Below are 26,231 nucleotides of genomic sequence, written 5' to 3' on the forward strand. Positions count from 1 at the left end.
TCATGGCAATGAGTAACAGTGGTCAGAAATTTATCGCCCGCAACCGCGCGCCGCGCGTACAGATCGAGTACGACGTGGAAGTTTACGGCGCGGAGCGCAAAATCCAGCTTCCGTTTGTGATGGGCGTAATGGCGGATCTGGTAGGGAAACCGGTGGAGAACTTACCTTCTATTGAAGAGCGTAAATTCCTCGAAATCGACGTCGACAACTTCGATGAACGTATGAAAGCGCTGAAACCGCGCGTCGCGTTCAACGTAGACAACACCCTGACCGGTGATGGCCGTCTCAACGTGGATTTAACCTTCGAAAGCATGGATGACTTCCTGCCGGACGCCGTTGCCCGCAAAGTCGAACCGTTGAATAAGCTGCTGGAAGCACGTACCCAGCTCTCTAACCTGCTGACCTATATGGACGGTAAAAACGGTGCTGAAGAGCTGATTGCAAAAGTGCTGCAGGATCCGACCCTGCTGAAATCACTCAGCCAGATGCCGAACAGTGACGAGAGTGCGCAAGGTAAAGAGGAATAATTGATGAGCAATCCTTCTCAACAACAAGAACTGCAGCAGGGTGCCCAGTCCTTTAGCCAGGACGAGTTCAGCTCTCTGCTCAATAAAGAGTTTCGTCCTAAAACCGACCAGGCGCGCTCCGCGGTCGAAAGCGCGGTGAAAACCCTGGCGCAGCAGGCGCTGGAGAACACCGTTACTTTCTCGTCCGATACCTATCGCACCATTCAGAACCTGATTGCCGGTATTGACGAGAAGCTGTCGCAGCAGATCAACCAGATTATTCACCACGAAGATTTCCAGAAGCTGGAGAGCGCATGGCGCGGCCTGAGCCACCTGGTGAATAACACTGAAACCGATGAGATGCTGAAGATCCGCTTTATGAGCATCTCCAAGCAGGAGCTGGGTCGCAACCTGAAACGCTATAAAGGCGTCGGCTGGGATCAGAGCCCACTGTTCAAAAAAATCTACGAAGAAGAGTATGGTCAGTTCGGTGGCGAACCGTTCGGCTGCCTGGTGGGTGACTACTACTTCGACCACAGCCCGCAGGATGTCGAGCTGCTGGGTGAAATGGCGCGTATTGGCGCGGCCTCACACTGCCCGTTCATTACCGGTACCGCACCAAGCGTGATGCAGATGGAGTCCTGGCAGGAGCTGGCGAACCCGCGCGATTTGACCAAGATCTTCCAGAACACCGAGTACGCCGCATGGCGTTCGCTGCGTGAGTCTGAAGATGCGCGTTACCTGGGCCTGGTTATGCCGCGCTTCCTCGCGCGCCTGCCGTACGGTATTCGTACCAACCCGGTCGACAGCTTCGATTTTGAAGAAGAGACCGATGGCGCTAACCACAACAACTACACCTGGTCGAATGCCGCTTACGCAATGGCGACCAACATCAACCGCTCCTTTAAAGAGTACGGCTGGTGCACCTCTATCCGCGGCGTTGAATCTGGCGGTGCGGTAGAAAACCTGCCTTGCCACACCTTCCCGAGCGATGACGGCGGCGTGGACATGAAGTGTCCGACCGAGATCGCTATCAGCGATCGCCGTGAAGCGGAACTGGCGAAAAACGGCTTTATGCCGCTGATCCACCGCAAAAACTCCGACTTTGCTGCCTTTATTGGCGCGCAGTCGCTGCAAAAACCGATGGAGTATCATGACGCTGATGCCACCGCCAACGCGCGCCTGGCTTCCCGTCTGCCGTATCTCTTCGCCTGCTGCCGTTTCGCGCACTATCTGAAGTGCATCGTGCGTGACAAAATCGGCTCCTTCCGCGAGCGTGATGAGATGGAACGCTGGCTGAACGACTGGGTGATGAACTACGTCGACGGTGACCCGGCAAACTCCTCGCAGGAGACCAAAGCGCGTAAACCGCTGGCTGCTGCAGAAGTGCAGGTCCAGGAGATTGAAGACAACCCGGGCTACTACGCGGCGAAGTTCTTCCTGCGTCCGCACTACCAGCTGGAAGGTCTGACCGTTTCTCTGCGTCTGGTTTCAAAACTGCCGTCGCTGAAAACCAAAGAGGCGTAAGGCTGTAAGACCGTAAGCGCGATGCGCTTACGGTCTATAAAAAAGGAGAGTTGTTATGAAAGGAATCACTGTTATTACGATGGGTTTGCTTCTCTTTTCTTCATTGTCGGTAGCAACGCAAAAAGTCTATCACTATCCTCAGGCGGAAGCGCTACCCGATGATAGTACGACTATATTTCCGAGAGATCCCGCGTTGCTAACTAGTCAAAATGTTAATTTGACGGGGGAACAGTTCCTTGCCTCATGGCATAACTGGGAAAACGAACGTGAACGCATCAAGGCGGATATGTATCTTCTTGGCGTACTGGATGCAACCGAAGGAAAACTGTGGTGTGGTTACCACCGAGTTAAATCTATTTCGATCCATGAATACTTAAATTATTTTTTCGATAAGCTACCAAAAGAACGGCTTAAAAAAGAGCGGGCTTCCGACTTAATTATTGAAGCGATGACTATCAATAATCGTGGTTGCAAAAAATAATTGAAGTGCAGAAAATTAACCGACTTTTTATCTGGCTAAGTACAATCAATAAATACTGGCAGGACTTCTTTCGGCGCACTTTGAATGCGGGAAAAACCGCGCTCCTGGTGTCTCGCTAACAAAGAGCGATAAATGGGTACCGAACACATCTGGGGTGTCAAGGGGGGCATTAAATTTGCAGCATTTATACTATAGGCCGGAACTGGATAGGCTAATAAAAGATGTTAATTAACTATGCGGGTCATACAGAGATTCAGCATTATCCAGGTGAATAATCTTCATAATTAATTAACATCCGAGAATTATTTTTCTTGTAAAAGAGAAAACGAATTTCTGAAGAAACACCTGTTTTTTCGGAATGTAAAGAGGCAGAGGTAAAATATGGACGGTTTTATTCAGCCCCATTCTTACCCATTTGCCATATAAGCGCTTTTTCGAAAGCAATATTTATCATTAACGAAGAGTAAATATTATGGCTATTGATATGTTTCTGAAGGTCGATGGAGTTACGGGCGAGTCTAAAGACTCTAACCACACCGGCTGGACTGATATCACATCTTTCTCCTGGGGTGCTTCACAGCCAGGGAACATGAGTGTTGGCGGTGGCGGCGGTGCCGGTAAAGTGAATTTCAACGACCTGCATGTAAATGCACTCATTGACAAATCTACTACCGCTATCCTGAAGCACTGCTCCAGCGGCAAGCATCTGACCAAAGTTGAACTCTCTGTCTGCAAAGCAGGTGGTCAGCAGGTTGAATATGCTCGCATCACTCTGGAAGACGTGCTGGTGACCTCCGTTCAGTACACCGGTGCTGACAACGGCGACACCGTAGGTGTGACCTATGCGTTCCAGGCTGCGAAAGTGAAACAGCAGTACTGGGAGCAGTCCTCTTCCGGCGGTAAAGGTGCTGAAACCAGCGCTGGCTGGAACATCAAAGAAAACAAAGAAGCGTAATTGCTTCGGTGAGCCCGCAAGGGCTCACCCTGTTTTCGTGCTGATAAACACCACACATTTCCTCTTTAGTTTTGACTTCCTCTTATCAAATAGCGTGTTTCCTGCAACAGAGAGCTATTGCTACTCAAACGCAGCAGCTTTGCTGAAAGCTGTGTCGTTTGAATGCGTATAAATATTAAAGAATATTTTGAGGATGAACGAATGAGTGTTCTGCGCAAGGGTGATCGTGGTACGAATGTCAAAGAGTTACAACAACTGCTGAGTAAAGCAGGGTTTAACGTCGGTGATGATGGTATTTTCGGCTTGAAAACGGAAATGGCTGTCAAACAGTTCCAGGCTAAACAGAATCTCCATGTGGACGGTATTGTCGGGCGTCGTACGCTCGCTGCATTGGGTAAACCCGTGACAACCCGCGCGCCGCAGCCGCCGATTTCCGGCAGCGCAGGGCGTCAGGCGGTTGGCGCAATGGATATTTCCGCCAGCGGTATGAGCTTCATTTTTCATCGTGAAGCCTGGGCGAACAAAAGCTGTTATCTGCACTGGCCAGGCGGCGCAAGCGGCGTTACGCTTGGGCCGGGCTACGATATGAAAGAGCGATCTGAGCAGTCCATCAAAGCTAAAATGATGGAAATTGGTATCGATGCCATTACGGCAGAGAAGATCAGTAAAGCTGCCGGGCTGAAGGACGACAAAGCGAGCCAGTTTGCGAAAGATAACGCCAAACTGGTGCGCCTGACGGATGAGCAGGAGACAAACTTACTGCGTGCAACGGTTCCCCCGTACGTCAACAGTGTCAGAAATGGTATTTTTGTGCCTCTCAAACAGTATGAGTTTGATGCACTGGTCTCCTTCGCTTATAACCCGGGAGGACGACTGAGAAATGTGTTTGGCTTTATCAACCGCGGGCAGATCTCTGACGCGATGACGGAAATTAAACGCGCCGTTACCAGTAATCATAAAGTGGTGAAAGGCTTGATTAATCGTCGCAACTTTGAAGTGAACTTGTACTTAAACGGCGACTATGGGAATAACTGACCGATGAAGACGCATAAAATTGTGATGCTGGCGGCGGCAATCTCCGCCGCGACCCTGTTGCCGTCACTTGCGCTGGCGGGGAATTCGCCGGTTACGGGCGAGTGGCAGGTTAAGCAAGCTTTTATCAATACGGAATCAGAACGTACCCTGAACTATCAGTTCAATGATGATCGCCTGGTGGGACGCTTTCTGAGTGTGACCGATAAAGGGATCTCCACGTCGCTGCCGGGTGGGTCAAACTGCCAGTCACCGACGATAAAAGAGAACGGTTCTACGCTTAACGCCTGGGTTGCGGCAACGCAATCTATTCCGGAGAAAGACGCCGCTAAAACCTATGAGCTGGGCTTAGACGGTAAAGCGAAAGCGCAGGTTGAGAACATTACCTGTGCATCAGGAAACTTTTCTAACGGCGATCCGGGCGCTGATGCCAGTTTCGCAGTGGTTAACAAAAGCGTACTGCTCAACTGGACCGATGGCACCATCCTGTTACTCGCGCCTGTAGATAAAAACAGCAAGCCGAAAGCGTCGTTTGACTGTGCTAAAGCAGCTTCTGCGCCGGAAAAAGCGATCTGTAGCGATCGCGAGCTGGCGTCACTGGACAGCAGCGTCGCGCGTTCCTACCGCTCTTTCCGCCAGGAAGCGGTCAAGGTTGGTAACAAGGACCTCGACAAACAGCTGCAATCGCAGCAGAAAGCGTGGTTAAGCCAGCGCAACAGCTGCAATGCGGACACGCAGTGCCTGAAGAAATCGATGAACGATCGTCTGGAAACCCTGGCACACAGCCTGGATGGCGTCTGAGTCGTTTCACAATAGCGGGGAGGGCGCACTGCCTTCCCCGCAGTGGGCTGAGTAACGCTTTCAGATGCCCGTATTCAAACGCAGCCGCTTTACCCAAAACGGCGCCGTTTGAGTGCACATAACTCCAGCAGGAATACGCGATGCGATTCACTATTATCACCAATAAACCCGGTCATCAGCCGCCGCAAAGCCGCTGCGACTTTTATCCTCCGGGCGGCACCATTGGCCGCGGCACCGACAATAATCTGGTGCTGCCGGATAACGACCGCTCTATTTCCCGTCTGCAGGCCATTGTTCATATCTCCGGCACGGGCGAATGCCGTGTCACCAACCGCGGCAACGTTACGCGCGTTGTGCTCAACGACATTCCGCTGGAGCGCGGCCGCCAGGTCGAGCTTCAGGATGGGGACATTCTCGGTATCGATGAATACCGCATCGAAGTGAGCGATCTCATTCAGGACACGCAGCCGGTAAGCCGCATGGCCGAGGAGATGTATCCGAAGCCGACGCCTGCTCCGGTGGCGAAGCCTGCACCTGCACCGGCCGCTGCGCCAAAAAATGCCGCAGAGAGCGCGCCTGCCTCCGTGCCGACGGAGATCTGGGACAGCCTGATGCAGGAGTTCTCTATCTCCGACAGCATCTCCAGCAGCCGCGCCAAATCCGCCGAGCCGCAAAACCTCAATCCCTTTGCTGAACCGAAAGAGCCGGAGCGCAACCCGGAAGACCCGCTCTCATTGTTGGGCAACCATGAGCCGCTGGTGGCACCAAAATCCCTCGATTCGGACAATCTGTTTAATGACGAACAGCTGTTTAAAAACGACAGCATCTTTAATGACGCCACGCCATCGACCTTAGTCCCGCCGGTTGAACCGGTACAGGCACCGAAAGAGAGTACGTCTGAGAGTGACGAACTCGATCCGCTGGCACTGTTTGGCGGCAGCGGCAGTGCTCCGCAGGCGCGCAGCGACGATCCTCTCGGGCTGCTGAGCGGTGCCGTTCCGCTGGCGAATGCTGATGAGATTACCCCTGCGAAACCGCAGGAGCCGGTGCAGCCAATCATCACCGATCTGCAGGCCAGCGAGCCGCCGGTAGAGCCGCAGCCGATTATTACCGATCTGCATGCAGAAGATTTGAGCGCTACACCGCTCTTCGCCGAAGAGGAGCCGCTGCCGCTGCAGGAAGATGTACAGGAGCCGCAGGATTATGCTGGCATCACGCTGCCAACGCCGCAGGCGGTACAGCGCAGCGCGGCGCAGACGCCGAAAGGGCGCTTGCGTATCGATCCGGTGCAGAGCCCCGGTGCGAAAACGGCGCCTGCCAGCACCTCGGGCGGCAGCGGCGATGTGCTGCAGGGCGAGCTGCTCGAAGCGCTGCTCGAAGGGATGGGGCTTGGCGATATGCAACCCGTTCCGCAGTTTGATAAAGAGAACATGCGCCAGTTTGGCCAGATGTTAAGTATGTTCTCGCAGGGCACCGTGGCCTTGCTCTCCTCGCGTTCAATCTTAAAGCGCGGCGTGAAAGCGGATATGACCATGGTGCTGGATGATGCAAACAACCCGTTCAAACTGCTGCCGTCGGGTAAAACCGTGCTGATGCAGATGTTCGGCAACCGCATGCCGGGCTTTATGCCGCCGAAAAAATCGGTGCGCGATGCGCTGATCGACCTGCAGGCGCACCAGTTGGGGATGATCTCCGGTATCCGCGCCATTATCGCGGCGATGCTGCAATCCTTTAATCCTGAGCAACTGGAAGAAGATGCAAAACGTGACGGCGCGACCTCACGTCTTGGCGTGCTCTCCAACCGCAAGGCCGCGATGTGGGACTACTTTGTGCGCACCTATGCGCAAACCGCCGGTGAGATTGACGATGACTTCCATACCCTGTTCGGTGAAGCGTTCCTCCACGCTTACGACATGGAGGTTAACCAGTACAAAGACTCACAAAGCGGATCGGAAGAATGAATATCAGCACCGCCTCAATATCACGACAAGGCGAGCGTGCCAGTAATCAGGATCAGACCGGAGAAACTATCGGCGAGCGTGCCGCCTGTTTTGTCGTCTGCGATGGCATCGCCGGTTTGCCCGGCGGTGACAAGGCGGCCGAACTGGCGCGCAATGCCATCATCACCGAGTTTGACGGCGATGAGCACCTCAATGCCCAGTACATTCGCAATTACATCAACGGCGCGAATCGTGCAATTCGTAAAGAGCAGCAAGCGGTACGGGATTACAACCGCATGGGCACCACCATGGTCAGCCTGTTTATCGATCGCGATTATGAACTGGCTTACTGGGCACACGCCGGAGACAGCCGTCTCTATCTCTTTCGCCGCGGCTGGCTCTATCATGTGACCACCGATCACAGCCTGGTCCAGCAGATGAAAGACGCCGGACATCAGGTTGAAGGCATTAACGGTAACCTGCTCTATTTCGCGCTTGGCCTCGGCGAAGATGAGCGCGAGCCGAGCTACAGCGATGTGGTGCCGATTGAAGATGGTGACGCTTTCTTATTGTGTACGGATGGTTTCTGGCACGGCGTCACCGAAGAGCAGATGCAGCAGTCGCTGCATATGGTCAATACGCCCGACGAGTGGCTGACATTAATGAACCAAATCCTGCTTAAAAACGGTGCCGGGTCACAAACCCAGCAGGATAACTACAGCGCCGTGGCGGTGTGGATGGGTACGCCTCAGGAGACCACGCTTTTGCATACGATCTCTGAAGCCGCTCAGTTTTTCCCTCTTCGTGATTGATACAGCTTACAAGGACTTTTATGAAACTTTGGCTACCGGGTTTGGCCCTGCTTGCAGCATGTGGCAGCGCGCAGGCAGAAAACTACCGCATCGTGCAATCGCCTTCGCAAAAACTGGATGTCTGGATCGACAATGTTGAGGATAACACCCCCAAAAGCTGGTGCGGCAAGACGCTGCCGCTGCGCATTGTCACCGGCGGCGAGAAAAAGCCTTCCGTTCTGAATAACTTCTTACCGCGCCTTGGCGCGCTGCTGGAAAACCAGTGCGGTGCCCTGACGCAGGTGCACTGGAAGCTGACCGACGCGCAGGGCGCAACGCTGGCTGAAGGTACCGCAGATAAAGCCAAAGAGTGGCAACCCGTCGTCACCACAAACGGCGCGGCACCAGCACAAACTACAACGCTGCAACAGCCGGTTGGTCGGCCTGAAGATCTCTCACCGCCCGCCAACCGTGCGCCGTGGCAGGAGTTCACCTTGCAGGATGGTTGCCACCTGCGCACCTTCTGGCAGGGCGACGCCAGTGCAGCGGCACTCTTCATCCCCGCAAAAGAGGATGGAAAATGCGAGAAGGGCGGCTGGCTGAACGGTCGCAGCGATGTTACCCAGGTCAGCAATGGCGCTGAAAAGAAAATTACCATGACCTTCGTTCACGGTTTCCCGGTGAGCGGCCTGAGCGACAAAGTGGACGCCGACCGCCTGCTGATCACCACCGTCAATAACGAGCGTATGGTGGTGAGCGAAGGTAGCCTGGCGCAAAGCTGGATGATCCTGCCTTACGTCAACAGCCTCAACGGCTGGCAGGCCAACGGCACCGTCGCCGTAGAGATTTCGCGCGAAGTTGCCAGCGATGCCACGCGCTTAAAAGCGCGGCTCGATGAAGTGCGTAAAGTCTGGACGCCGTGGTTCGAGCCGGGCACCCGCCTCAATATTCTGCTGATTGACTCCCTGCATCCGCAGTTGCGCGATCCCGCAGTCGGGACCTACAAAACCGTCAACTAAGGAGCAGTCATGAACACCCTATTTCAGCAACTGGCGGGTGAATCCCTGCAGGATAGCCTCGCGCAGCTCGAAAGCCGTATCCGCAGCCAGCCTGGCGACGCCGACTTGCGCGCCGCCTTCGCGCAACTGCTCTGTCTTGACGGCAACTGGACACGCGCGCAGGCGCAGTTAAAAAGCTGGCAGGGGCTCAAGCCGCAGGCACAGCCGACCGTCACGCTGCTCGAGCAGGCGATTGAAGGTGAGCGTCAGCGTGCCGACGTGATGGCCGGGCGGGCGCGTCCGGTTGCGCCGGTCGAGCAGTATCCGTGGCTGGCAGAGATGATTAGCGCGCTGGATCCGCAAAGCAGTGATGCCGATGCGCTGCGTGATGCGGCGCTGGAGAAGGCCGAAGCTAATCCAGGGCAGCTCGCCATGCAGGATGGGCAGACGGTAGCGTTCGACTGGCTGATGGATGGCGACAGCCGCTTTGGGCCGGTATGCGAAGCGATTGTCAATGGCCGCTACTTCTGGCTGCCGTTTAGCGCCATCTCCGCGATGCAGTTTCAACCGCCCGCCAGCGTCACCGATCTAGTCTGGCGTCACACGCTGGTGCGCCTGCGCGATGGCAGCGAGCAGGTATGCCAGATCCCGGCGCGCTATCCGCTGGATGCTAACGCAGAAGATCGCTTCAAACTCTGTCGCGTTACCGAATGGCAGCAGCTGGCGGGCGAGTCAGCGCACTACCTCGGAATGGGACAAAAAGTGTGGCTCAATGACGGTGCCGAATATTCGCTGCTCGATCTCGCCACAGTGACCTTCGCTGCGGACGCGACGAATGAGTAACTCTGCGCAACATGATGAGGGCGATCTGCTGCGCAGCGGCTGGCGCTCGCGTCGCGGCAAAGAGACCGTCGGCGCGCGCGACAAAATGCAGCCCTCGCTGCTCGATCGCCTGACCGATGACGCACCGGACAAAGCGCAGGAGCCAGCGAATAACAATCTGATCACCCACTCGGCGCTGCGCCGCAACGTGCTGCGCGATCTGCAGTGGCTGTTTAACACCATCAACAATGAAGCGCAGCAGGATCTCTCCGGCTTCGATGAGGTGCGGCGCTCGGTGGTCAACTTCGGTATTTCGCCGCTGGCGGGCCAGCGGATGTCCGATATTGAATGGAATGATATTCAACGCAAGCTCACCGATGCGATCCTGCACTTTGAGCCGCGCATTCTGCCGCAGGGCCTGCAGGTGCGCTGTATCTCCGATACCAAATCGCTGGATCTGCACAATATCCTGTCGATTGAGATCAAAGGTCGTTTGTGGTGTGTGCCCTATCCGCTGGAGTTCCTTTTTCGCACCGATGTGGATCTTGAAAACGGGCATTTCGAGTTGAAAGACGCGGGGTAATTCATGGAAAGCAAATTACTGGAGTACTACAACCGCGAACTCGCCTGGCTGCGTGAGATGGGCCAGGAGTTTGCCGGACGCTACCCAAAAGTGGCCGGACGTCTTGGCATGCGTGGGATGGATGTTTCCGATCCTTATGTCGAGCGACTGATGGAAGGCTTTGCCTTTCTTACCTCCCGCGTACAGTTAAAAATGGACGCCGAGTTTCCGCGCTTCTCCCAGCGTCTGCTGGAGATGGTCGCGCCGAACTACCTGGCACCGACGCCCTCAATGGCAATTGCCGAACTGCAGCCGGACAGCGCCAAAGGCGATCTGAGCAATGGGTTTGTGGTGCCGCGCGGCACCATGATGGACAGCCAGGTGATGAAGAAGAATGGCGTCACCTGTAGCTACACCACCGCTCACGACGTCACGCTGCTGCCGCTGAAAATTAGCCAGGTTGAGCTTGGCGGCGTGCCTGCCGATCTCCCTCTGGCGCAGGTCGGTTTAAGCCAGCGCGGCGCGCAGAGCGCGTTGCGTATTCGCCTGAGCTGCGATGGCCCGGTCAACCTCAGCCATCTCGATTTCGACCGTCTGGAGCTCTTCCTGAGCGGGCCTGACATGCAGGCGCTGCAACTGCTTGAGCTGCTGATGGAGCACCAGGTAGGTATGGTCTGCCAGGCAAACGCGCCGCAGGCGGCACTGCATGTGCTGGCAGATGACGCGCTGCGCCAGGAGGGCTTTGAGGCTAACCAGTCTCTGCTGCCTGACGACCTGCGCAATTTCGACGGTTACCGCCTCCTACAAGAGTATTTTGCTTTCCCGTCGCGTTTTCTCTTTATCAGCCTGCAGGGGCTGCGCACCATGCTGGAGAGCAGCGGCGAAGCCAAATCCTTCGATATCATTATTCTGCTTGATAAAGCGGACGGTCAGCTGGAGCGGGTGGTGGATAAGAGCCATCTGGCGCTGCACTGCACGCCGGTCATTAACCTGTTTCCAAAGATCGCCGAGCGGCAGAAACTGAGCGAAAGCCTGCACGAATACCATCTGGTGGTCGATAACATTCGTCCGCTGGATTATGAGATTTACTCGGTTGGCAAAATCCACGCCAGCGTCGACGGCCAGCGCGATGAGCAGACCTTCCGGCCGTTCTGGAGCAGCTGGAGCCAGGATGAGGGCAATTACGGTGCCTACTTCTCAGTGCGCCGCGAGCAGCGCGCGCTCTCTGAGCATGCCCAGCGCTACGGCACCCGCACCGGCTATATCGGCTCTGAGGTCTTCGCCTCGCTGGTGGATGAGCAGCATGCGCCGTGGCGAGAAGATTTACGCTATATCACTGCAGAAGTGCTGTGCACCAGCCGCGATCTGCCGCTGATGCTGCAGCAGGATATGGGGCAGTTTGTGCTGCCCGATTCGCTGCCGGTGAAATCACTCAAGCTGCGCAAAGGGCCGACGCCGCCGCGCCCGGCGCTGGCGGAAGGGCTCAGTACCTGGCGTTTAATCAGCCAGCTGCAGATGAACTACCTCAGCCTGATGGATGGCGAAAACGGCGAAGGCGCTGCGGCACTGCGCCAGCTCCTGGGACTTTATACCCGGCTGGCGGAAGCGCCGGTGGCGCGCCAGATTGAGGGCGTGCGTCACTGCGTGCTGGAGCCAGTACATCGCCGGGTGCCGGAGCCGGGGCCGATTGTCTTTGCCCGTGGCGTTGGTATTACGCTTACCGTTGATGAGCAGGCCTTCTCCGGCTTCAGCCCGTGGCTTTTCGGCAGCGTGCTGGAGCGCGTCTTTGCCCGGCTGGTGGGAATGAACAGCTTTACGGAGTTTACCCTCAAGAGCCAGCAGCGCGGCGAAGTGGGCTACTGGCCGCCGCGTATGGGCAAGAGGGCGCTGATATGACCGACACGCCCGCGCTCAAGCCTGCGATCGTCCGCCTGAACAGCTTGCCGGATGCCTTCTGGCAGAACGTGATGGCGACGCCGTGGCGTTACGATCTCTTCACTCTGCTGCGTCGCGTGGATGCGCGCGGCGGTGAGCGTTACCCGCTGGGGCGCGCGCCGCTGCCGCGTTTTGAGTCGCTGCGCGTCGGGCAAACGCCATCGCTCAGTTTCGCGCCGGCAACGCTCTCCGGAGTGAAACAGCGCGAAGCATCGCCGCTGTATGATGTGTCGATTTACAGCTTCGGCCTTTTTGGCCCTAACGGCCCGCTGCCCATCCACTTGACGGAGTATGCGCGCGAGCGTATCGACCACCATCAGGATGAGAGCATGAGCGCCTTTGCCGATCTGTTCCATCACCGGCTGACGCTGCTCTTTTATCGTGCGTGGGCGGATGCCCAGCCGACGGTCTCTCTCGATCGCAAAGACAATAATCGCTTCGAGCACTATATCGCGTCGCTGATCGGCATGGGTCAGCCAGGACAGCTGGAGAAGGGGACGCTCAGCCCTCATTCCCGCTTCGCGCTGGCAGGGCACTTAACCCGCAACGGCCGCGATCCCGAGGGACTGGCGAAGATCCTGCGCGGTTATTTCAATGTGCCGGTCCACATTGTGGAGAACGTTCCGCAGTGGATGCCGCTCAGCCCGCGCGAACGCGCGCGTCTGCAGGGTGGGCGGCACGCGCCGCGTCTGGGGCAATCCACCTTTCTTGGTGAGGCGGTGCGCGATGTGTGCCATAAATTTCGCATTGAGATCGGCCCGCTACCGGCTGAAACCTACCGGCGCTTTCTGCCGGGAGAGAAGTATGTCGCCGCGCTTCGTGACTGGGTGCGCCAGTATCTGGGCATTGAGTATCAGTGGGCGGTGAAAATTATCCTGCGCAGCGAAGATGTTGTCGGCGCCGCGCTGGGCGGCGACAGCCGTCTGGGGTATAGCGCCTGGCTTGGTATGCAACCGAGACCAGAAGCGCGTGGAGATTTGGTATTTAGCCCGGAGGGGTAATCCTTCGATTTTGCATCCCTGTCTGACGTCTGCACATAATCATTCGCGTTGCGTTGCACGGTAAGCCGGCGTATCCCGGACGCTTACACCCGTAAGCACAAAGGAGATGGGGCCGCCATCGACGAGACAGCACGAAGGATGAAGTGCTAATTAATTATGAATAATGGAAGAACCCATGTCAGAAATCAGCCGCGCCGTCTTATTCGGCAAACTCGACACACTCTTATTCACCTCGCTGGAGAGCGCCACCGCGTTTTGTAAACTGCGGGGTAACCCATATGTAGAGCTGGTTCACTGGCTGCATCAGTTGATGCAGCAGTCGGATGGCGATCTGCAGCAGGTTATCCGCCACTTTTCACTTGATGAGCAGGCGCTAACGCGCGATATCGTCGCGGCGCTGGATAAACTGCCGCGCGGCGCAAGTTCCGTTTCCGACCTGTCAGAGCATATTGATACAGCGGTTGAGCGCGCATGGGTCTACGGTTCGCTGAAATTTGGCGTCACCCGCATTCGCGGCGGTCATCTGTTAGCGGGGATCCTGAAAACCTGGAGCCTCGCCAACGTACTGAAAGGCATCTCTCCGCAGTTCGATCGCGTCAGCGCCGATGCGCTGCTGGATAATTTCGACACCATTTGTGCCAACAGCAAAGAGACGCAGCAGGCAACGGTTGCCCTGAATGATGAAAGCGGCGTTGCTGCACCGGCTCAGCAGGGAACGCTTGCTCAGTATGGCCAGGATCTCACCGCGCGTGCGCGTGATGGCAAGATCGATCCGGTTGTCGGGCGCGACGAAGAGATCCGCCAGATGGTCGATATCCTGATGCGCCGTCGCCAGAATAACCCATTGCTGACCGGTGAAGCCGGGGTGGGTAAAACCGCCGTGGTGGAAGGCCTGGCGCTGCGTATTGCCAGTGGCGACGTGCCTGAGCCGCTGGTTGACGTTCAGCTGTGGCTGCTTGATATCGGCATGCTGCAAGCGGGCGCGGGGATGAAAGGGGAGTTTGAAGCGCGTCTGCAGGCGCTGATTAACGAAGTGCAGTCCAGCCCGACGCCGATCATTCTCTTTATCGATGAGATCCACACGCTGATTGGCGCAGGCGGCCAGCAGGGCACTGGCGATGCCGCCAACTTGTTGAAACCGGCGCTGGCACGTGGACAGCTGCGCACCATCGGTGCCACGACCTGGGCCGAGTATAAAAAATATATTGAGAAGGATCCGGCGCTGACCCGTCGTTTCCAGACCGTACAGGTCGCCGAGCCAGACGAAGAGAAAGCGGTACTGATGCTGCGCAGCACCGTGTCGGCGCTTGAGAAACATCACCGTGTACTGCTGCTGGATGAAGCCGTAGTTGCTGCCGTGAAGCTGTCGCATCGCTACATTCCGGCGCGACAGCTGCCGGACAAAGCGGTTGCTCTGCTCGATACGGCCTGCGCGCGCGTTGCCGTCAGCCAGAGTTCACCGCCGCCGCAACTGGAAGATTGCCTGCACCGCATCGACGCGCTGGACGTGGAGATCGAGATTGCCAATCGTGAAGCCAAAGTCGCCGTTGGCGACAGCGAGCGCGTGGTGAAACTGCAGGCCGATCTGGAGAAACTGGCCGCGCAGCGCGATGAGCTGACGCAGCGCTGGGAGCAGGAGCAGGCGCTGGTGGACAGCATCATCGCCCAGCGTGCGCAGCTGCATACCGCGCCGGAAGAGGCACTGACCGAGTTACGCGCCACCCTTACCGGGCAGCAAAATGCGCTGCGCGCGTTGCAGGGCGACGAGCCGCTGCTCTTTACCTCCGTGGATGCCAACGTGGTTGCCGCCGTGGTCTCTGACTGGACCGGCATTCCGCTGGGCCGGATGGTGAAAGATGAGATCGACGCGGTGCTGAAACTGGCCGATACCTTAAATGAACGCGTTATTGGTCAGCGTCACGGTCTGGAGCTGATTGCCAAACGTGTTCGCACCTCGCGCGCGCGCCTTGACGATCCGAACAAGCCGGTCGGCGTATTTATGCTCTGCGGCCCGTCTGGTGTCGGTAAAACCGAAACCGCGCTGGCGCTGGCGGAGTCGCTCTACGGCGGCGAGCAGAACATCATCACCATCAATATGAGCGAGTTCCAGGAAGCGCATACGGTCTCTACCCTGAAAGGCGCGCCTCCGGGCTACGTCGGTTATGGTGAAGGCGGCGTGTTAACGGAAGCCGTGCGCCGTCGTCCCTACAGCGTGGTGCTGCTGGATGAGATTGAAAAAGCGCATCCCGATGTGCATGAGATCTTCTTCCAGGTGTTCGATAAAGGGTGGATGGAAGATGGTGAAGGTCGCCATATCGATTTCCGTAACACCATTATCATCCTCACCTCCAACGTTGGTACCGATCTGATCACCGGTATGTGCGCCGACCCGGAGCTGATGCCGGAGCCGGACGCGCTGCGTGACGCTCTGCGCGCGCCATTGCTGCAGGTCTTCCCGCCTGCGCTGCTGGGCCGTCTGCTGGTGGTGCCGTACTACCCGCTGAGCGATGAGATGCTGGCGATGATCGTGCGTCTGCAGCTTAAGCGCATTCAGCGTCGTCTCGAAGAGAACCATGGCATCGTTTCCGAAGTGGATGAGAGCGTGGTTGAACAGATCGTTGCCCGCTGTACGGAAGTGGAATCGGGCGGACGTATGGTTGACTCCATCCTTACCAACACTTTGCTGCCGCTTATGAGCCAGCTATTACTCGACGCCAGCGCGCGAGACGAGCATTATAAGCGTTTACGTGTCACGTTTGAGCAGGGTGAGTTTCACTGTCAGTTTGCGGCGTAACGCCATTATCAAGAGAGTTTTCCAATATGACGGATCACGATAACAACCGGAGTGTACCGAACGCGCTACCACCGGGATATCGCTTCAATGAATTTGAAATTAAAGAAGTGATCGGTGGCGGAGGGTTCGGCATCGTCTATCGCGCCTGGGATCACCAGCTTGAGCGAACCATCGCGATTAAAGAGTTTATGCCCTCTTCGCTGGCAGTGCGTAACGACGACATGACGCTGGTGCTGCGCAGCGAGCGCTTCAGCAAGGCGTTTACCGCCGGTTTGAACAGTTTTATCCAGGAAGCCCGTTTACTGGCCCGTTTTAACCACCCGAACCTGCTGCATGTGCTGCGTTTCTGGGTGCAGAACGACACCGCCTACATGGGGACGGTGTTCTACAGCGGCACGACGCTGTCGCGCCTGCGCGAGAAGAATCCGGCGCTGATCAATGAAGCCTGGATCCGCCGCATGCTGCCGATGCTGCTGGGGGCAATCAAGACCATTCACGATGAGGGTTATCTTCATCGCGATATCTCGCTGGATAATATCCAGATTCAGGAAAACGGCTTGCCGGTGCTGCTTGATTTCGGCTCCGCGCGCCGCAGTATTGGCTCAGTTTCTGATGAAACCGAAACCATGCTGCGCCCGGGCTACGCGCCGATAGAGCAGTATACCGATGACAACGACAGCGAGCAGGGGCCGTGGACTGATATCTACGCCCTGGGTGCCGTGCTGCATACCATGATTATCGGCTCACCGCCGCCGGTCAGCGTAGTGCGCAGCATTCAGGACACCTATGTCCCGCTGACCCAGCGTGGATTGCCGGGCTACTCCCATGCGCTGTTGCAGGCAGTCGATCGCGCGCTGGCGCTGAAGATGGAAGATCGTCCGCAGTCGGTGGATGAGTTTGCCGCGCTGATTGAGATGCCGGTTGCCGGGATCGACGATGTGCTGAACGTGAAGCAGCCGGGCACCATGCTGGTGCCAGTTGAAGAGACACCGGAAAAAGTCGAGGTAGCTGGCTGGCAGCGCTACAAACTGCCTGCGCTGGTCGCGGCAGGGGTGATTGTCGGTGTTGTCGCAGGTGCGCTGCTGTTCAGCAGCAGCTCGGAGCCAGAAAAGGCCGCGACGGAAACCGTAAGCAACACGCAGCCACAGCAGAACAGCACACCTGTTGAGCAGCCGCGCCAGACCGAGCCGACCGCGCAACCTGCGACACCGCCAGCACAGAGCCAGAGCGAAACGCCGAGCGCTGCACCGGTGGCCTCACAGGCACCGATAGCACAACTCTTTGTTCGTATGAACGAAGGCGAGAAACTGACGCTCAACGGCGAAAGCCAGTCCGTTTCGCCGGCCACCAACGGTTTTGCCTCTCTGAAAGTGAAACCGGGCCGTTACGAGCTGGTGCTGGAAGGCAATGGCCAGACTCGTAGCCAGACTGTCGATATTGCTAACCCGGGCACCTGGCTTATCAATCCGCAGCCGCGGTAATCGTTGTTTACCCGGGCACCCTGACCCGGTCACGCGCGGGAGCGTCATCCCGCGCGTATCATTTCACCTTGCTGCAGGGAGCAACGGCTTCTTCTTTTCATCACGACCTTAGTCTCGTCCGACCTATAAAAAAGACAGAACTATGAATTTATTAACACACAGTAATAACGGTGGCAGTGAATTTACGTTTGTTGTCTCTCGCGCCAGCGCCAAAGCCGATGATAAGGTTCATACCGTCGCCGCCAGAAAGATCCGCGAGCTGGAGATGACGCTCACCGATTTTCACCTCGAATCCACCCAAATGTTAGACGTTGATGGCAATCCCGCCGTCGAGCTCTTTTACCAGTTCAGCAATGACAACCGGATCATCTATCAGCGTCAAACCATCATTTTGCTGGCCGATCCCGCTACGGGGCAGAAAATGGTCAGCTATGTGGGGACCTGCCCGGGCGAATTCAGCGAGTCTTATCAGCAGCAATATCAGGAAATTATTCAAAGCCTGAAATTTCATCGCGCCCGCTAACGCTGCACCGCCAGGTTCACCCTTCATCAAAATCAGATGTCACAGAGGACTTCACCATGCAAGACAGGATCACGGTTAAGCTGCCGGTAGACGGCCTGCTTTTCTGGAAGCTCACCGGTCGCGAGGCGCTGTCTGAAGCGTTTGCCTTCTCCCTGACGGTGCTGGGCACCGACGCGCGCATTGACCGCAGCCAGCTGCTCGGCCAGCCGGTGACGGTGAATGTGCCGACACAGGGGATTGCCGGCGGCATGCGCCACTTCAACGGCAAAATCACCCGCGTGGCGGTGAGCGCCACGGAGATGTCCGGGACGCGGTATGCGGTCTACCGCCTGACGGTGGAGCCGGACGTGTGGCCGATGAAGCGCGACCGCAACCTGCGCATCTTCCAGGAGCAGACGGTGCCGCAAATCGTGAAAACCCTGCTTGGTGAATACCAGGTGAACCTTGAGGACCGCCTGACGGGCAGCTACCGGAGCTGGGGCTACTGCGTGCAGTACCAGGAGAGCAGTTTTGACTTCATCAGCCGTCTGATGGAGCTTGAGGGCATTGCCTACCACTTCAGTCACGAAGCCGACCGGCACGTGATGGTGCTGACGGACGCCGCCACCGAACACCAGCCCTTCAGCGGGTACGAAAGCATTCCCTACCACCCGACGCCGTCCGGCGGCAGCACCAGCGAGGAGGGTATCAGCCAGTGGGCGCTGGAGGACAGCGTGACGCCGGGTATCTACAGCCTTGATGACTACGACTTCCGTAAACCAAACGCCTGGCTGTTCCAGGCCCGGCAGAACCCGGCCTCGCCGCAGCCGGGGAGCATTGACGTCTATGACTGGCCCGGGCGCTTTGTCGAGCACGGTCACGGGGAGTATTACGCCCGCATCCGCCAGGAGCGGTGGCAGGTGGAGCACCAGCAGATTCAGGCCACCGCCACGGCAACGGGTATCGCGCCGGGTCACACCTTTGCGCTCTACAACGCGCCCTTTTTCAGCGATAACGGCGAGTACCTGACCACCGAGGCGAACTACTTCCTTGAGGAGAACCGCTACGCCAGCGGGTCAGACGGCGAGACGGTGCACCGCACCGACTTCACCGTCATTCCCTCGTCGGTGGTGTTCCGCCCGGCACCGGTAACGGCGTGGCCGAAGACCCACGGCCCGCAGACGGCAAAAGTGGTGGGCCCGCAGGGCGAGAGTATCTGGACGGACAAATATGGCCGGATAAAGGTGAAGTTCCACTGGGACCGGCAGGCGAAAGGGGATGACACCAGCTCCTGCTGGGTGCGCGTGTCGAGCGCCTGGGCAGGCCAGGGCTTCGGCGGGGTACAAATCCCGCGCGTGGGGGATGAGGTGGTGATTGACTTCATCAACGGCGACCCGGACCGGCCGATTGTGACAGGGCGCGTCTACAACGAAGCAAGCATGCCGCCATGGTCACTGCCCGATGATTCAACGCGTATGGGCTTTATGACGCGCAGTAAGGATGGCAACAAAGACAACGCCAGCTATCTCTTCTTCGAGGATCGCCCCGGCAGCGAAGCCGTTGAATTGCACTCCGAAAAAGACATGAAAGTCTCCGTCGAAAATGACAAGACGGTTAACGTCGATGGCAACCGCACCACTACTATCCTGAAAGAGCAGAAAGACGATGTTACCGGTGATGCGTCGTTTTATTACCGTGCGAAGCGTACGACCACGGTCGATCAAGAGGAAACCACAACCTTTAATAACAGCCAGACGGAAACCATTAAGAATGGACGTAAGCTGAATATCACCAGCGGTGGTGATGTTGTCACGATAAAAGGTGAGCGTAGTACTGATGTTGAAGGGACTGAGTTGCACCATGTAACTGAGTTAGTTACGGAGAATTATGATAGCGGTCAGGTTAAAACGATTGCATCGGGGGGCAAAAAAGAGACGATAGATGGTGGTATAAGCGTCAATGTCAAGAGCGGGGATTGGACGCAGGAAATAAAAGATGGAGCTATTACGATAAGTAGCCCCGGGATAATTAAAATAAGTAGTAAAGAACAAATAGTTATGGATGCTCCAGAGGCCGTTTTTAAACCTAAACTCCATACACTTTCTGTAACAGGATTTAGTGAGAGTTTTGCGGGTACATCCATATCAGGGAATATAGCTTCCCTATCTGTAGTAGGTGTCAGCAATACTGTAAATGGCTTGTCAAATTCATTTAAACTCAAAGAGTTTTCTAAAACTGTTTTTAAAAAGGAATCAAGCGGAGTAGTGATTAATTTCGAAATAACTAATATTAGCAAGAGAACTCTTAACATTACTAATAACAATTTATTCATAATAACGTAAGGCGCGAGGTACGAGTATGGCTCTGGAAGATTACTCCAAATACTTTATGTATGGCGGAATTATTTTAGTGGTGGTTGTTACTGCTGCTTTTTATTTTTTAGAAAAGCAAGATAAAACTGATGTTTCAGGAATTAAAGTTTTCCTGGCAAGCGATCGGTGGCAGGGGGAAATAATAAATACAAAGATACAGGCGTGGAGGCAGTTAAATGCAAGGTATGGCAACGATTATTTTTATGATATTGATTTTTTTCTGCCAAATGATCAAAAGTTATATACAGCTAAAAGCTTAATTGCGCCGAGCCAAATGCATATGTTGAAAAAAGGGCAGGATATAAAAGTAAAAAAAGGAGAGAAAGGAAAAATGGCTGTTATAGAGATAGATTTTAATAGTTAACTCGAAGGTGTGCGCGTCAAGTTAAATATATTATTTTGAGCATGCTAAAGTGTCCTTTTTTATCCAGCCCTCGTGCCACTCTGATTTTTCAAAGGAATTAACAATAAAGCTATTTGTAGTGCCAGGAATCTATCGACATTTCCATGTATAGCATTGACCGATGGGAGCGCCACATTTAGAAACGTCCTAATTTCTATCTTGAGTTGTACGAGGTAGCATTGTGCAATATCTTAAATATTTACATTTTATTTTTCCAGCTATTATTGTTGTCATTGTTTTTTCAATAATTATTCGTAATTATAAAAATGGTCGAAGTAAAAAGGAAATACTTAGTAATCCAGTTTATGTTGAGGCGACCATTACAAAAATAGTCCCCGATACACCTTCAAAGCTTGGTGTTGTTAACATCGAGGTGGACTATGTTTTTAATGGCGAAAATGGTACGACCTACCGAAACAAACATGCACGAACTGTGATCAAAACGAGGGACTTATGTAATTATAAAGTCGGCACGAAGGTCCCGGTTTTTTATTTGAAGACTGATCCTTTCCGTAACATGCTCAATGTGAAGAGTGAAATGGCATAATAATATGGGTTCATATTTTACAATATGTTATTTCTCGGCAACTAATTCTGGTAGAGGCTCGTTTTGCTTGATTCACCCTTCATTACTATTATAGCTCTCGTTATTGCATGCACCGGTGTGATTGCTTATTGCTACCATACTGGCGCAACCTACGATAAGTTCAAAAAAGTGGGAGTGAGAGTTGAAGCTAAAATAATAAGCAAAGAAAAGATAGGTTCCTCAGGCACAGGTAATACAAAGTTCCGTATGGTTGTTGAATTTGCAACCATGGATGGGGTTGTTAAGGAAACACCTAAAAAATACTTTACGCCTGAGGATCTCATTAAAGTAATGATGAACAATACCGTAATTCTTTATTATATGCCTCATGAAATGTTGTGACCGCTGTTAAAACTATAGAAATGACTCAATACAATGTTGGCTCAACGGTTCCGATCGTTTATTTGCGCAGTGATCCCACACAAAATAAACATACTCTTGCGAGCGTACTGACATAACCCTTTGTCTCAGACGCCAACACCACTCTTAATCTTCCAAAGGAAGTTATATGAAGATTATCAAACCGCTGCGGCTAAGCGTGTTAAACCGTCCGTTCCGTTTGCATGGCCAGAACCATCTGGGCGTTGCCGTGATGGCGCTGGCTGATATGAGTGTTGCGCCAAAGCTTCGTCCCGAAGTTGAACTCTGGCAACTGGCGGCCAGCGAGCTGCAAACCAGCGGCGGCGTGCTCGATATGGCGATGCCGAAAGCGCGCGCTGAGTTTCTTGCTACCGGTTATGCGTATACGCAGCACCATCAGGATAAAACAGCCTGTGCGGTTCGCATCGAAGTCGACACGCTGACCAAAACCCTCGCTGTGACCGGCGATCGTTACTGGGTAGGATCAAGGGCGACCGCACCAAAACCGTTTGAACAGATGCGTCTCGACTGGAGTCGCGCATTTGGTGGTGAGGGGTATGAAGAGAACCCGCACGGCATCGGCGCGGTGGTGGAAAACCATAACGGCACACAGTTCCGTCGCCTGCCAAATATCGAAGCGCTTCAACAGCGCGTAGTGTCGCCGCGCATGAAACCGGAGCCGGCAAGCTTCGGGCCGCTGGATCTGACATGGCCGCGCCGTTTCCGCCGCATGGGCAAAAACTACGATGCCCGCTGGCTGCAGAATGATTTCCCCGGTTTCGCCCCGGATATCGACTGGCGCGTGTTTAACGCCGCAAGCCCCGATCAGTGGTGGGAGGAGCGCGACTCGCTGCCGCCGCAGGCCGCATGGCGCATCTGGAACATGCACCCGCAAAAGCCGGTGCAGGAAGGCACTTTACCGCCGTGGCAGGCGCGCTGCTTTATTCAGCGTCAGCGCGGGGAGGAGATCCTGTTTGAGGAGATCGCGCTGCGTGCCACCACCGTCTGGTTCTTCCCCCATCTTGAGCAGATGGTGCTGATTTGGCACGGCAACCAGCGGATCAACGAAGATGATGCTGCCGATGTGCTGCACCTGATGCCGGCGCTGGAAAAAACGGGTGCGACACGCTCCGTTAATCACTACCGCAAGGTTCTCACTCAGCGTCTCGATAAAGAGAAGGGGGCACTGTTTGCCTTCCGCGAAAAAGATTTGGTGCCGGAAGAGGCCATCGGCCCGTGGATCGACAATGAGGTACAGCAAAACCACAGCCCGATGCGCGAGAACCAGAATGCGCGTGCCACACAGCTGCGTGAGCAGCACCGGGCGCGGCTGGAAGCGCAGGGTAGCGATGTCAGCGACCTGATGAAAGCGTTTGAAGAGCCCGAATTGCCCAAACTTGATGAACTGCCTGAGTTTATCGAAGAGATGGAGCGTAAAGCAGCGGAAATGCAGCAGCAGGCCGAGGCACGTAAAGCGGAGATGGAAGCAAAATATCCTGATGCTGCAAGCGATGAAAATCGCCCGCGTGGCCCGGAATCGATGCACCGTATGAATGATATGCTCGAACGTAACGCTTCGCAGATGAGCGAGAAAAAGCTGGCGCAAAGCCGTGAAGCGCTGCATCAGATGTACCTGATGTCCGCTGCGCAACAGCCGCCGGCGATCAAGCTGACCGGCGATATCGCACTCATCATTCGCCAGCGCGCCGAGCGCACTATGGCGCAGGGCGGCGACTTTAGCGGGCTCGATTTAACCGGGGCCGACTTCTCCGGCATGGATCTGAGCGGCGCAAACTTTACTCACACCCTGCTGGAGTGCGCGAATTTAAGCGATTGTAAGCTTGATGGCGCGAACTTTACTCAGGCGATGCTGGCGCGCGCCGATTTACAAAATGCCTCATTGTGCGACTGCTGCCTCGACAAGGCCAGCCTGGCGCTGGCGCAGTGTAAAGGCACCGGCTTTCAGGGCGCGCAGTTCAATGAAACCGAGATGACCGGCGCGTTGTTCGACACGTGTGACTTCAGCCATGCCCGCCTGAATAATCTCTTATTCCGCGAGACAGGCTTTAGTGAGTGCCGCTTTAATTACGCCACTATTGATAGCGGCGTCTTTATGGAGCTGACGCTACCAAAGCCTGATTTCAGCCATGCGGTGATGAATAAAACCAGCTTTATCAAGTGCGAGCTTCAGCATGCCAGCTTCGCTGCGGCTCAACTGGAGAGTTGCTCATGGGTGGAAAGTCAGCTGGAAGAGGCGAATTTCGCGGGCGCCACGCTGGTGACCTGCGCCGTGGCTTCTGGCGGCACGCTTGCCAGAGCAAATTTCAGCGGTGCGCATCTCAAGCAGAGCAACCTGCGCCAGGCAGTGTTAACCGGCGCGCGCTTTACCCGGGCGAGGCTCAATAATAGCGATCTCAGCGAGGCGCAGTGCGAAGCGGCGGATTTTAGCGGCGCAACCCTCACCGGCAGCATGTTTATTCGTACCGACTTTCGCCGCGCACGTCTTAACGAGGCGAATCTGATGGGCGCGATGTTGCAGAAAAGCCGCCTCGAAGGAGCCGATCTCAGCTTTGCCAACCTGTTCCGTGCCGATCTTTCGCAATCTTTTACCAGCGAGACGACGCAGCTCCAGGGTGCTTATACCAAACGGGTTAAAACATTGCCGAAGCGTGACGGGGAGGTGATATGAAGAGATTAACGGCCGCAGAGCTACAGCAGAAAATTAAGGGCGGCGAAGCGATCATGGAACTCAGCCTCGACGACCTCGATCTGCAGGGCTGCGATCTCTCCGGCGCGATTTTCCAGGAGGTGTCATTGCAGGGGGCAAACCTGCAAGGCGCAAACCTTAAAGAGAGCGTTTTTACCGAATGCCAGCTGAGCGGCGCAAACCTTAAAGCCACCCTGCTGGAAGAGACGGTATTTAACCAGTGTGAGATGGCGGGTATTACCGCCAGCGGCGCAAAGCTGACTCGCTGCGTCTTTAATGACTGCAATCTGGCAAAGAGTGATTTTTCGCGCATAAGTAGCGATACCAGCCAGTTTATGCGCTGTGCGCTGGAGCAGAGCCTGTTCAGCGGCTCGACCTTCGATCGCTCTACCTTTTATGAGACCCCGCTTGCTGGAGCGAAGCTCGATAACTGCACTAATCTGATGACCACGCTGTTTGGTATCGATCTGCGTGATGTCGATCTGCAGGCGAGCCAGTTTGAGCGCACCGTCTTTTTTAACTGCGACCAGCGCGGCAAACACTATGCGAAGCATAAATTCACCGGTTGCCAGTTTACCGATAACCAGCTGGATGGCGCTGATTTCAGTGGTGCACAGCTTACTCAGTGTAACTTTAAAGGCGCATCATTAAAGCAGGCACAGCTTCGTGGCGTGAATGCCACCCAGGCACTGTTTATGGAAGCGGACTTAAGCGGAGCGCAGGCGCAGGGCAGCCTGTTCGATCAGGCAATTTTTGTTGGCGCGACGCTCAACAAGGCCAGCTTTAAGCAGAGCCGCTTCTTCCAGAGCATCCTGCAGCAGACGACCGCGCAGGAGACGGAGTTCACCCTGTGTGATTTGACCTATGCGGACTTCTCTGCCGCCGATGTCCGGCTGGCGGATTTTCGCGGTGCGACCTTTTCGCGCACCCGTTTTCATCGCGCCCGGCAGGACAATGCGCGCTTTGCCGATCGTAAAGGCATCCTTGAATATGACGAAGAGTTACTGGCGGCGGAAGCCTGGAGCGCCGAACGCCATAGCAGAATTTACGGAGACTCAGTATGACGAATATTAATCACCAGCTGCTAATGGCGGCGATCCCCAGCGGACAGTTCTCCGCACAGGTCACTCACTGCTTTGAGGATGGCAGCCTGATGGTTGAAAGCGAAGGCCGCGGCTGGCACTGCCGTCGCGCCGTGAGCTGCGTCATCGCTCCGCAAGCGGGCGATACGGTGCTAATCAGCGCCGTCGATAACCAGATGTGGCTGCTTGCTGTGCTGGAGCGCCAGAACCCGACCTCTGCCGCAGAGCTGAGCGTGCAGGGCGATCTGCATATTGCCAGCCAGGGGGCGCTGAGCCTGAGCAGTGAAGCGCTCAATATCAGTGCGGCAAAAGGGGAGTGTCATATCAGCGAGATGAATTACAGCGGCGACAAGATCTCCGCATGGGTATCCCTCTCGCGTATTGTCGGCAAACGAGCGGAATCGGTCTGGCAGACGGTGACGCAAATCAGCCAGCAGCTGTTTCGCACCACGCGCCAGATGGAGCAGGTGCGTGCCGGGCAGCTGGATATGAAAGCAGAAGATTATCTGCGCATGCATGCGCAGAACACGGTAATAACTTCAAAAGCGATCACCAAAGTCGATTCTGAACAGATCCATATGGGTTAAGGAGAG

Annotated in this window: 23 protein-coding genes; all 23 read left to right on the plus strand. The window is 55.5% G+C overall.

Annotated elements, in window-relative coordinates:
• The first annotated feature begins 2 nt into the window (after positions 1 to 2).
• Complete coding sequence (gene tssB, locus EH164_RS09835; protein WP_023480163.1) at positions 3 to 527, plus strand: type VI secretion system contractile sheath small subunit; 525 nt, start codon at positions 3 to 5, stop codon at positions 525 to 527.
• Positions 528 to 530: 3 nt separating this feature from the next.
• Positions 531 to 2,033, plus strand: a complete 1,503-nt coding sequence (gene tssC, locus EH164_RS09840) for a type VI secretion system contractile sheath large subunit (protein WP_023480123.1) — start codon at positions 531 to 533, stop codon at positions 2,031 to 2,033.
• 55 nt (positions 2,034 to 2,088) lie between these two features.
• Positions 2,089 to 2,514 carry a Rap1a/Tai family immunity protein gene (locus tag EH164_RS09845; RefSeq protein ID WP_124968092.1) on the plus strand — a complete coding sequence of 142 codons (426 nt, stop codon included), beginning with the start codon at positions 2,089 to 2,091 and terminating at the stop codon, positions 2,512 to 2,514.
• Positions 2,515 to 2,986: 472 nt separating this feature from the next.
• Positions 2,987 to 3,469: a type VI secretion system tube protein Hcp gene (locus tag EH164_RS09850; RefSeq protein ID WP_023480099.1), complete on the plus strand. Its 483-nt coding sequence runs from the start codon at positions 2,987 to 2,989 to the stop codon at positions 3,467 to 3,469.
• Between the two features lie 162 nt (positions 3,470 to 3,631).
• On the plus strand, positions 3,632 to 4,504 hold the full coding sequence (locus EH164_RS09855; protein ID WP_232045424.1) for a peptidoglycan-binding protein: 873 nt from the start codon (positions 3,632 to 3,634) through the stop codon (positions 4,502 to 4,504).
• Positions 4,505 to 4,507: 3 nt separating this feature from the next.
• On the plus strand, positions 4,508 to 5,302 hold the full coding sequence (locus EH164_RS09860; protein ID WP_124968093.1) for a lysozyme inhibitor LprI family protein: 795 nt from the start codon (positions 4,508 to 4,510) through the stop codon (positions 5,300 to 5,302).
• A gap of 140 nt (positions 5,303 to 5,442) precedes the next feature.
• Positions 5,443 to 7,263, plus strand: coding sequence for a type VI secretion system-associated FHA domain protein TagH (gene tagH / locus EH164_RS09865; protein ID WP_124968094.1), 1,821 nt, complete (start codon positions 5,443 to 5,445; stop codon positions 7,261 to 7,263).
• Complete coding sequence (locus tag EH164_RS09870; protein ID WP_023480106.1) at positions 7,260 to 8,054, plus strand: PP2C family serine/threonine-protein phosphatase; 795 nt, start codon at positions 7,260 to 7,262, stop codon at positions 8,052 to 8,054. Before tagH ends, EH164_RS09870 begins: the two co-directional genes overlap by 4 nt.
• A 20-nt stretch (positions 8,055 to 8,074) precedes the next feature.
• Positions 8,075 to 9,052: a hypothetical protein gene (locus EH164_RS09875; RefSeq protein ID WP_124968095.1), complete on the plus strand. Its 978-nt coding sequence runs from the start codon at positions 8,075 to 8,077 to the stop codon at positions 9,050 to 9,052.
• Between the two features lie 9 nt (positions 9,053 to 9,061).
• Positions 9,062 to 9,874 carry a type VI secretion system accessory protein TagJ gene (locus EH164_RS09880; RefSeq protein WP_124968096.1) on the plus strand — a complete coding sequence of 271 codons (813 nt, stop codon included), beginning with the start codon at positions 9,062 to 9,064 and terminating at the stop codon, positions 9,872 to 9,874.
• Entirely contained in the window at positions 9,867 to 10,436 is a 570-nt protein-coding gene (tssE, locus tag EH164_RS09885) for a type VI secretion system baseplate subunit TssE (protein WP_124968097.1), read from the plus strand. The genes EH164_RS09880 and tssE overlap by 8 nt, the downstream gene beginning before the upstream one ends.
• A gap of 3 nt (positions 10,437 to 10,439) precedes the next feature.
• Complete coding sequence (gene tssF / locus EH164_RS09890; RefSeq protein ID WP_023480090.1) at positions 10,440 to 12,311, plus strand: type VI secretion system baseplate subunit TssF; 1,872 nt, start codon at positions 10,440 to 10,442, stop codon at positions 12,309 to 12,311.
• Positions 12,308 to 13,351: a type VI secretion system baseplate subunit TssG gene (gene tssG, locus EH164_RS09895; RefSeq protein ID WP_124968098.1), complete on the plus strand. Its 1,044-nt coding sequence runs from the start codon at positions 12,308 to 12,310 to the stop codon at positions 13,349 to 13,351. The genes tssF and tssG overlap by 4 nt, the downstream gene beginning before the upstream one ends.
• A gap of 175 nt (positions 13,352 to 13,526) precedes the next feature.
• Entirely contained in the window at positions 13,527 to 16,145 is a 2,619-nt protein-coding gene (gene tssH, locus EH164_RS09900) for a type VI secretion system ATPase TssH (protein WP_124968099.1), read from the plus strand.
• Between the two features lie 26 nt (positions 16,146 to 16,171).
• On the plus strand, positions 16,172 to 17,626 hold the full coding sequence (locus EH164_RS09905) for a serine/threonine-protein kinase (protein WP_124968100.1): 1,455 nt from the start codon (positions 16,172 to 16,174) through the stop codon (positions 17,624 to 17,626).
• A gap of 142 nt (positions 17,627 to 17,768) precedes the next feature.
• Positions 17,769 to 18,149, plus strand: coding sequence for a DcrB-related protein (locus EH164_RS09910; protein ID WP_054803664.1), 381 nt, complete (start codon positions 17,769 to 17,771; stop codon positions 18,147 to 18,149).
• A gap of 56 nt (positions 18,150 to 18,205) precedes the next feature.
• Positions 18,206 to 20,470, plus strand: a complete 2,265-nt coding sequence (locus EH164_RS09915; RefSeq protein WP_124968101.1) for a type VI secretion system Vgr family protein — start codon at positions 18,206 to 18,208, stop codon at positions 20,468 to 20,470.
• Between the two features lie 16 nt (positions 20,471 to 20,486).
• Positions 20,487 to 20,864: a hypothetical protein gene (locus tag EH164_RS09920; protein ID WP_124968102.1), complete on the plus strand. Its 378-nt coding sequence runs from the start codon at positions 20,487 to 20,489 to the stop codon at positions 20,862 to 20,864.
• A gap of 220 nt (positions 20,865 to 21,084) precedes the next feature.
• Positions 21,085 to 21,450 (plus strand): DUF3592 domain-containing protein, encoded by a 366-nt coding sequence (locus EH164_RS09925; RefSeq protein WP_124968103.1) that lies wholly within the window; start codon positions 21,085 to 21,087, stop codon positions 21,448 to 21,450.
• Between the two features lie 63 nt (positions 21,451 to 21,513).
• On the plus strand, positions 21,514 to 21,831 hold the full coding sequence (locus tag EH164_RS09930) for a hypothetical protein (protein WP_124968104.1): 318 nt from the start codon (positions 21,514 to 21,516) through the stop codon (positions 21,829 to 21,831).
• A gap of 166 nt (positions 21,832 to 21,997) precedes the next feature.
• Positions 21,998 to 24,538 (plus strand): DUF2169 domain-containing protein, encoded by a 2,541-nt coding sequence (locus EH164_RS09935; RefSeq protein WP_124968105.1) that lies wholly within the window; start codon positions 21,998 to 22,000, stop codon positions 24,536 to 24,538.
• Entirely contained in the window at positions 24,535 to 25,620 is a 1,086-nt protein-coding gene (locus tag EH164_RS09940; RefSeq protein ID WP_124968106.1) for a pentapeptide repeat-containing protein, read from the plus strand. The genes EH164_RS09935 and EH164_RS09940 overlap by 4 nt, the downstream gene beginning before the upstream one ends.
• Positions 25,617 to 26,225 carry a DUF3540 domain-containing protein gene (locus EH164_RS09945; RefSeq protein WP_124968107.1) on the plus strand — a complete coding sequence of 203 codons (609 nt, stop codon included), beginning with the start codon at positions 25,617 to 25,619 and terminating at the stop codon, positions 26,223 to 26,225. The genes EH164_RS09940 and EH164_RS09945 overlap by 4 nt, the downstream gene beginning before the upstream one ends.
• Positions 26,226 to 26,231: the final 6 nt, after the last annotated feature.

Origin of the sequence: Kosakonia sp. CCTCC M2018092 (assembly GCF_003864115.1) — a bacterium.
In the GTDB taxonomy this organism is placed as follows: domain Bacteria; phylum Pseudomonadota; class Gammaproteobacteria; order Enterobacterales; family Enterobacteriaceae; genus Kosakonia; species Kosakonia cowanii.

Excerpts from the sequence above, each read along its gene's own strand:
- tssB (WP_023480163.1), top strand. The coding sequence starts at position 3 with ATGGCAATGAGTAACAGTGGTCAGAAATTTATCGCCCGCAACCGCGCG.
- tssC (WP_023480123.1), top strand. The coding sequence starts at position 531 with ATGAGCAATCCTTCTCAACAACAAGAACTGCAGCAGGGTGCCCAGTCC.
- EH164_RS09845 (WP_124968092.1), top strand. The coding sequence starts at position 2,089 with ATGAAAGGAATCACTGTTATTACGATGGGTTTGCTTCTCTTTTCTTCA.
- EH164_RS09850 (WP_023480099.1), top strand. The coding sequence starts at position 2,987 with ATGGCTATTGATATGTTTCTGAAGGTCGATGGAGTTACGGGCGAGTCT.
- EH164_RS09855 (WP_232045424.1), top strand. The coding sequence starts at position 3,632 with ATGCGTATAAATATTAAAGAATATTTTGAGGATGAACGAATGAGTGTT.
- EH164_RS09860 (WP_124968093.1), top strand. The coding sequence starts at position 4,508 with ATGAAGACGCATAAAATTGTGATGCTGGCGGCGGCAATCTCCGCCGCG.
- tagH (WP_124968094.1), top strand. The coding sequence starts at position 5,443 with ATGCGATTCACTATTATCACCAATAAACCCGGTCATCAGCCGCCGCAA.
- EH164_RS09870 (WP_023480106.1), top strand. The coding sequence starts at position 7,260 with ATGAATATCAGCACCGCCTCAATATCACGACAAGGCGAGCGTGCCAGT.
- EH164_RS09875 (WP_124968095.1), top strand. The coding sequence starts at position 8,075 with ATGAAACTTTGGCTACCGGGTTTGGCCCTGCTTGCAGCATGTGGCAGC.
- EH164_RS09880 (WP_124968096.1), top strand. The coding sequence starts at position 9,062 with ATGAACACCCTATTTCAGCAACTGGCGGGTGAATCCCTGCAGGATAGC.
- tssE (WP_124968097.1), top strand. The coding sequence starts at position 9,867 with ATGAGTAACTCTGCGCAACATGATGAGGGCGATCTGCTGCGCAGCGGC.
- tssF (WP_023480090.1), top strand. The coding sequence starts at position 10,440 with ATGGAAAGCAAATTACTGGAGTACTACAACCGCGAACTCGCCTGGCTG.
- tssG (WP_124968098.1), top strand. The coding sequence starts at position 12,308 with ATGACCGACACGCCCGCGCTCAAGCCTGCGATCGTCCGCCTGAACAGC.
- tssH (WP_124968099.1), top strand. The coding sequence starts at position 13,527 with ATGTCAGAAATCAGCCGCGCCGTCTTATTCGGCAAACTCGACACACTC.
- EH164_RS09905 (WP_124968100.1), top strand. The coding sequence starts at position 16,172 with ATGACGGATCACGATAACAACCGGAGTGTACCGAACGCGCTACCACCG.
- EH164_RS09910 (WP_054803664.1), top strand. The coding sequence starts at position 17,769 with ATGAATTTATTAACACACAGTAATAACGGTGGCAGTGAATTTACGTTT.
- EH164_RS09915 (WP_124968101.1), top strand. The coding sequence starts at position 18,206 with ATGCAAGACAGGATCACGGTTAAGCTGCCGGTAGACGGCCTGCTTTTC.
- EH164_RS09920 (WP_124968102.1), top strand. The coding sequence starts at position 20,487 with ATGGCTCTGGAAGATTACTCCAAATACTTTATGTATGGCGGAATTATT.
- EH164_RS09935 (WP_124968105.1), top strand. The coding sequence starts at position 21,998 with ATGAAGATTATCAAACCGCTGCGGCTAAGCGTGTTAAACCGTCCGTTC.
- EH164_RS09940 (WP_124968106.1), top strand. The coding sequence starts at position 24,535 with ATGAAGAGATTAACGGCCGCAGAGCTACAGCAGAAAATTAAGGGCGGC.
- EH164_RS09945 (WP_124968107.1), top strand. The coding sequence starts at position 25,617 with ATGACGAATATTAATCACCAGCTGCTAATGGCGGCGATCCCCAGCGGA.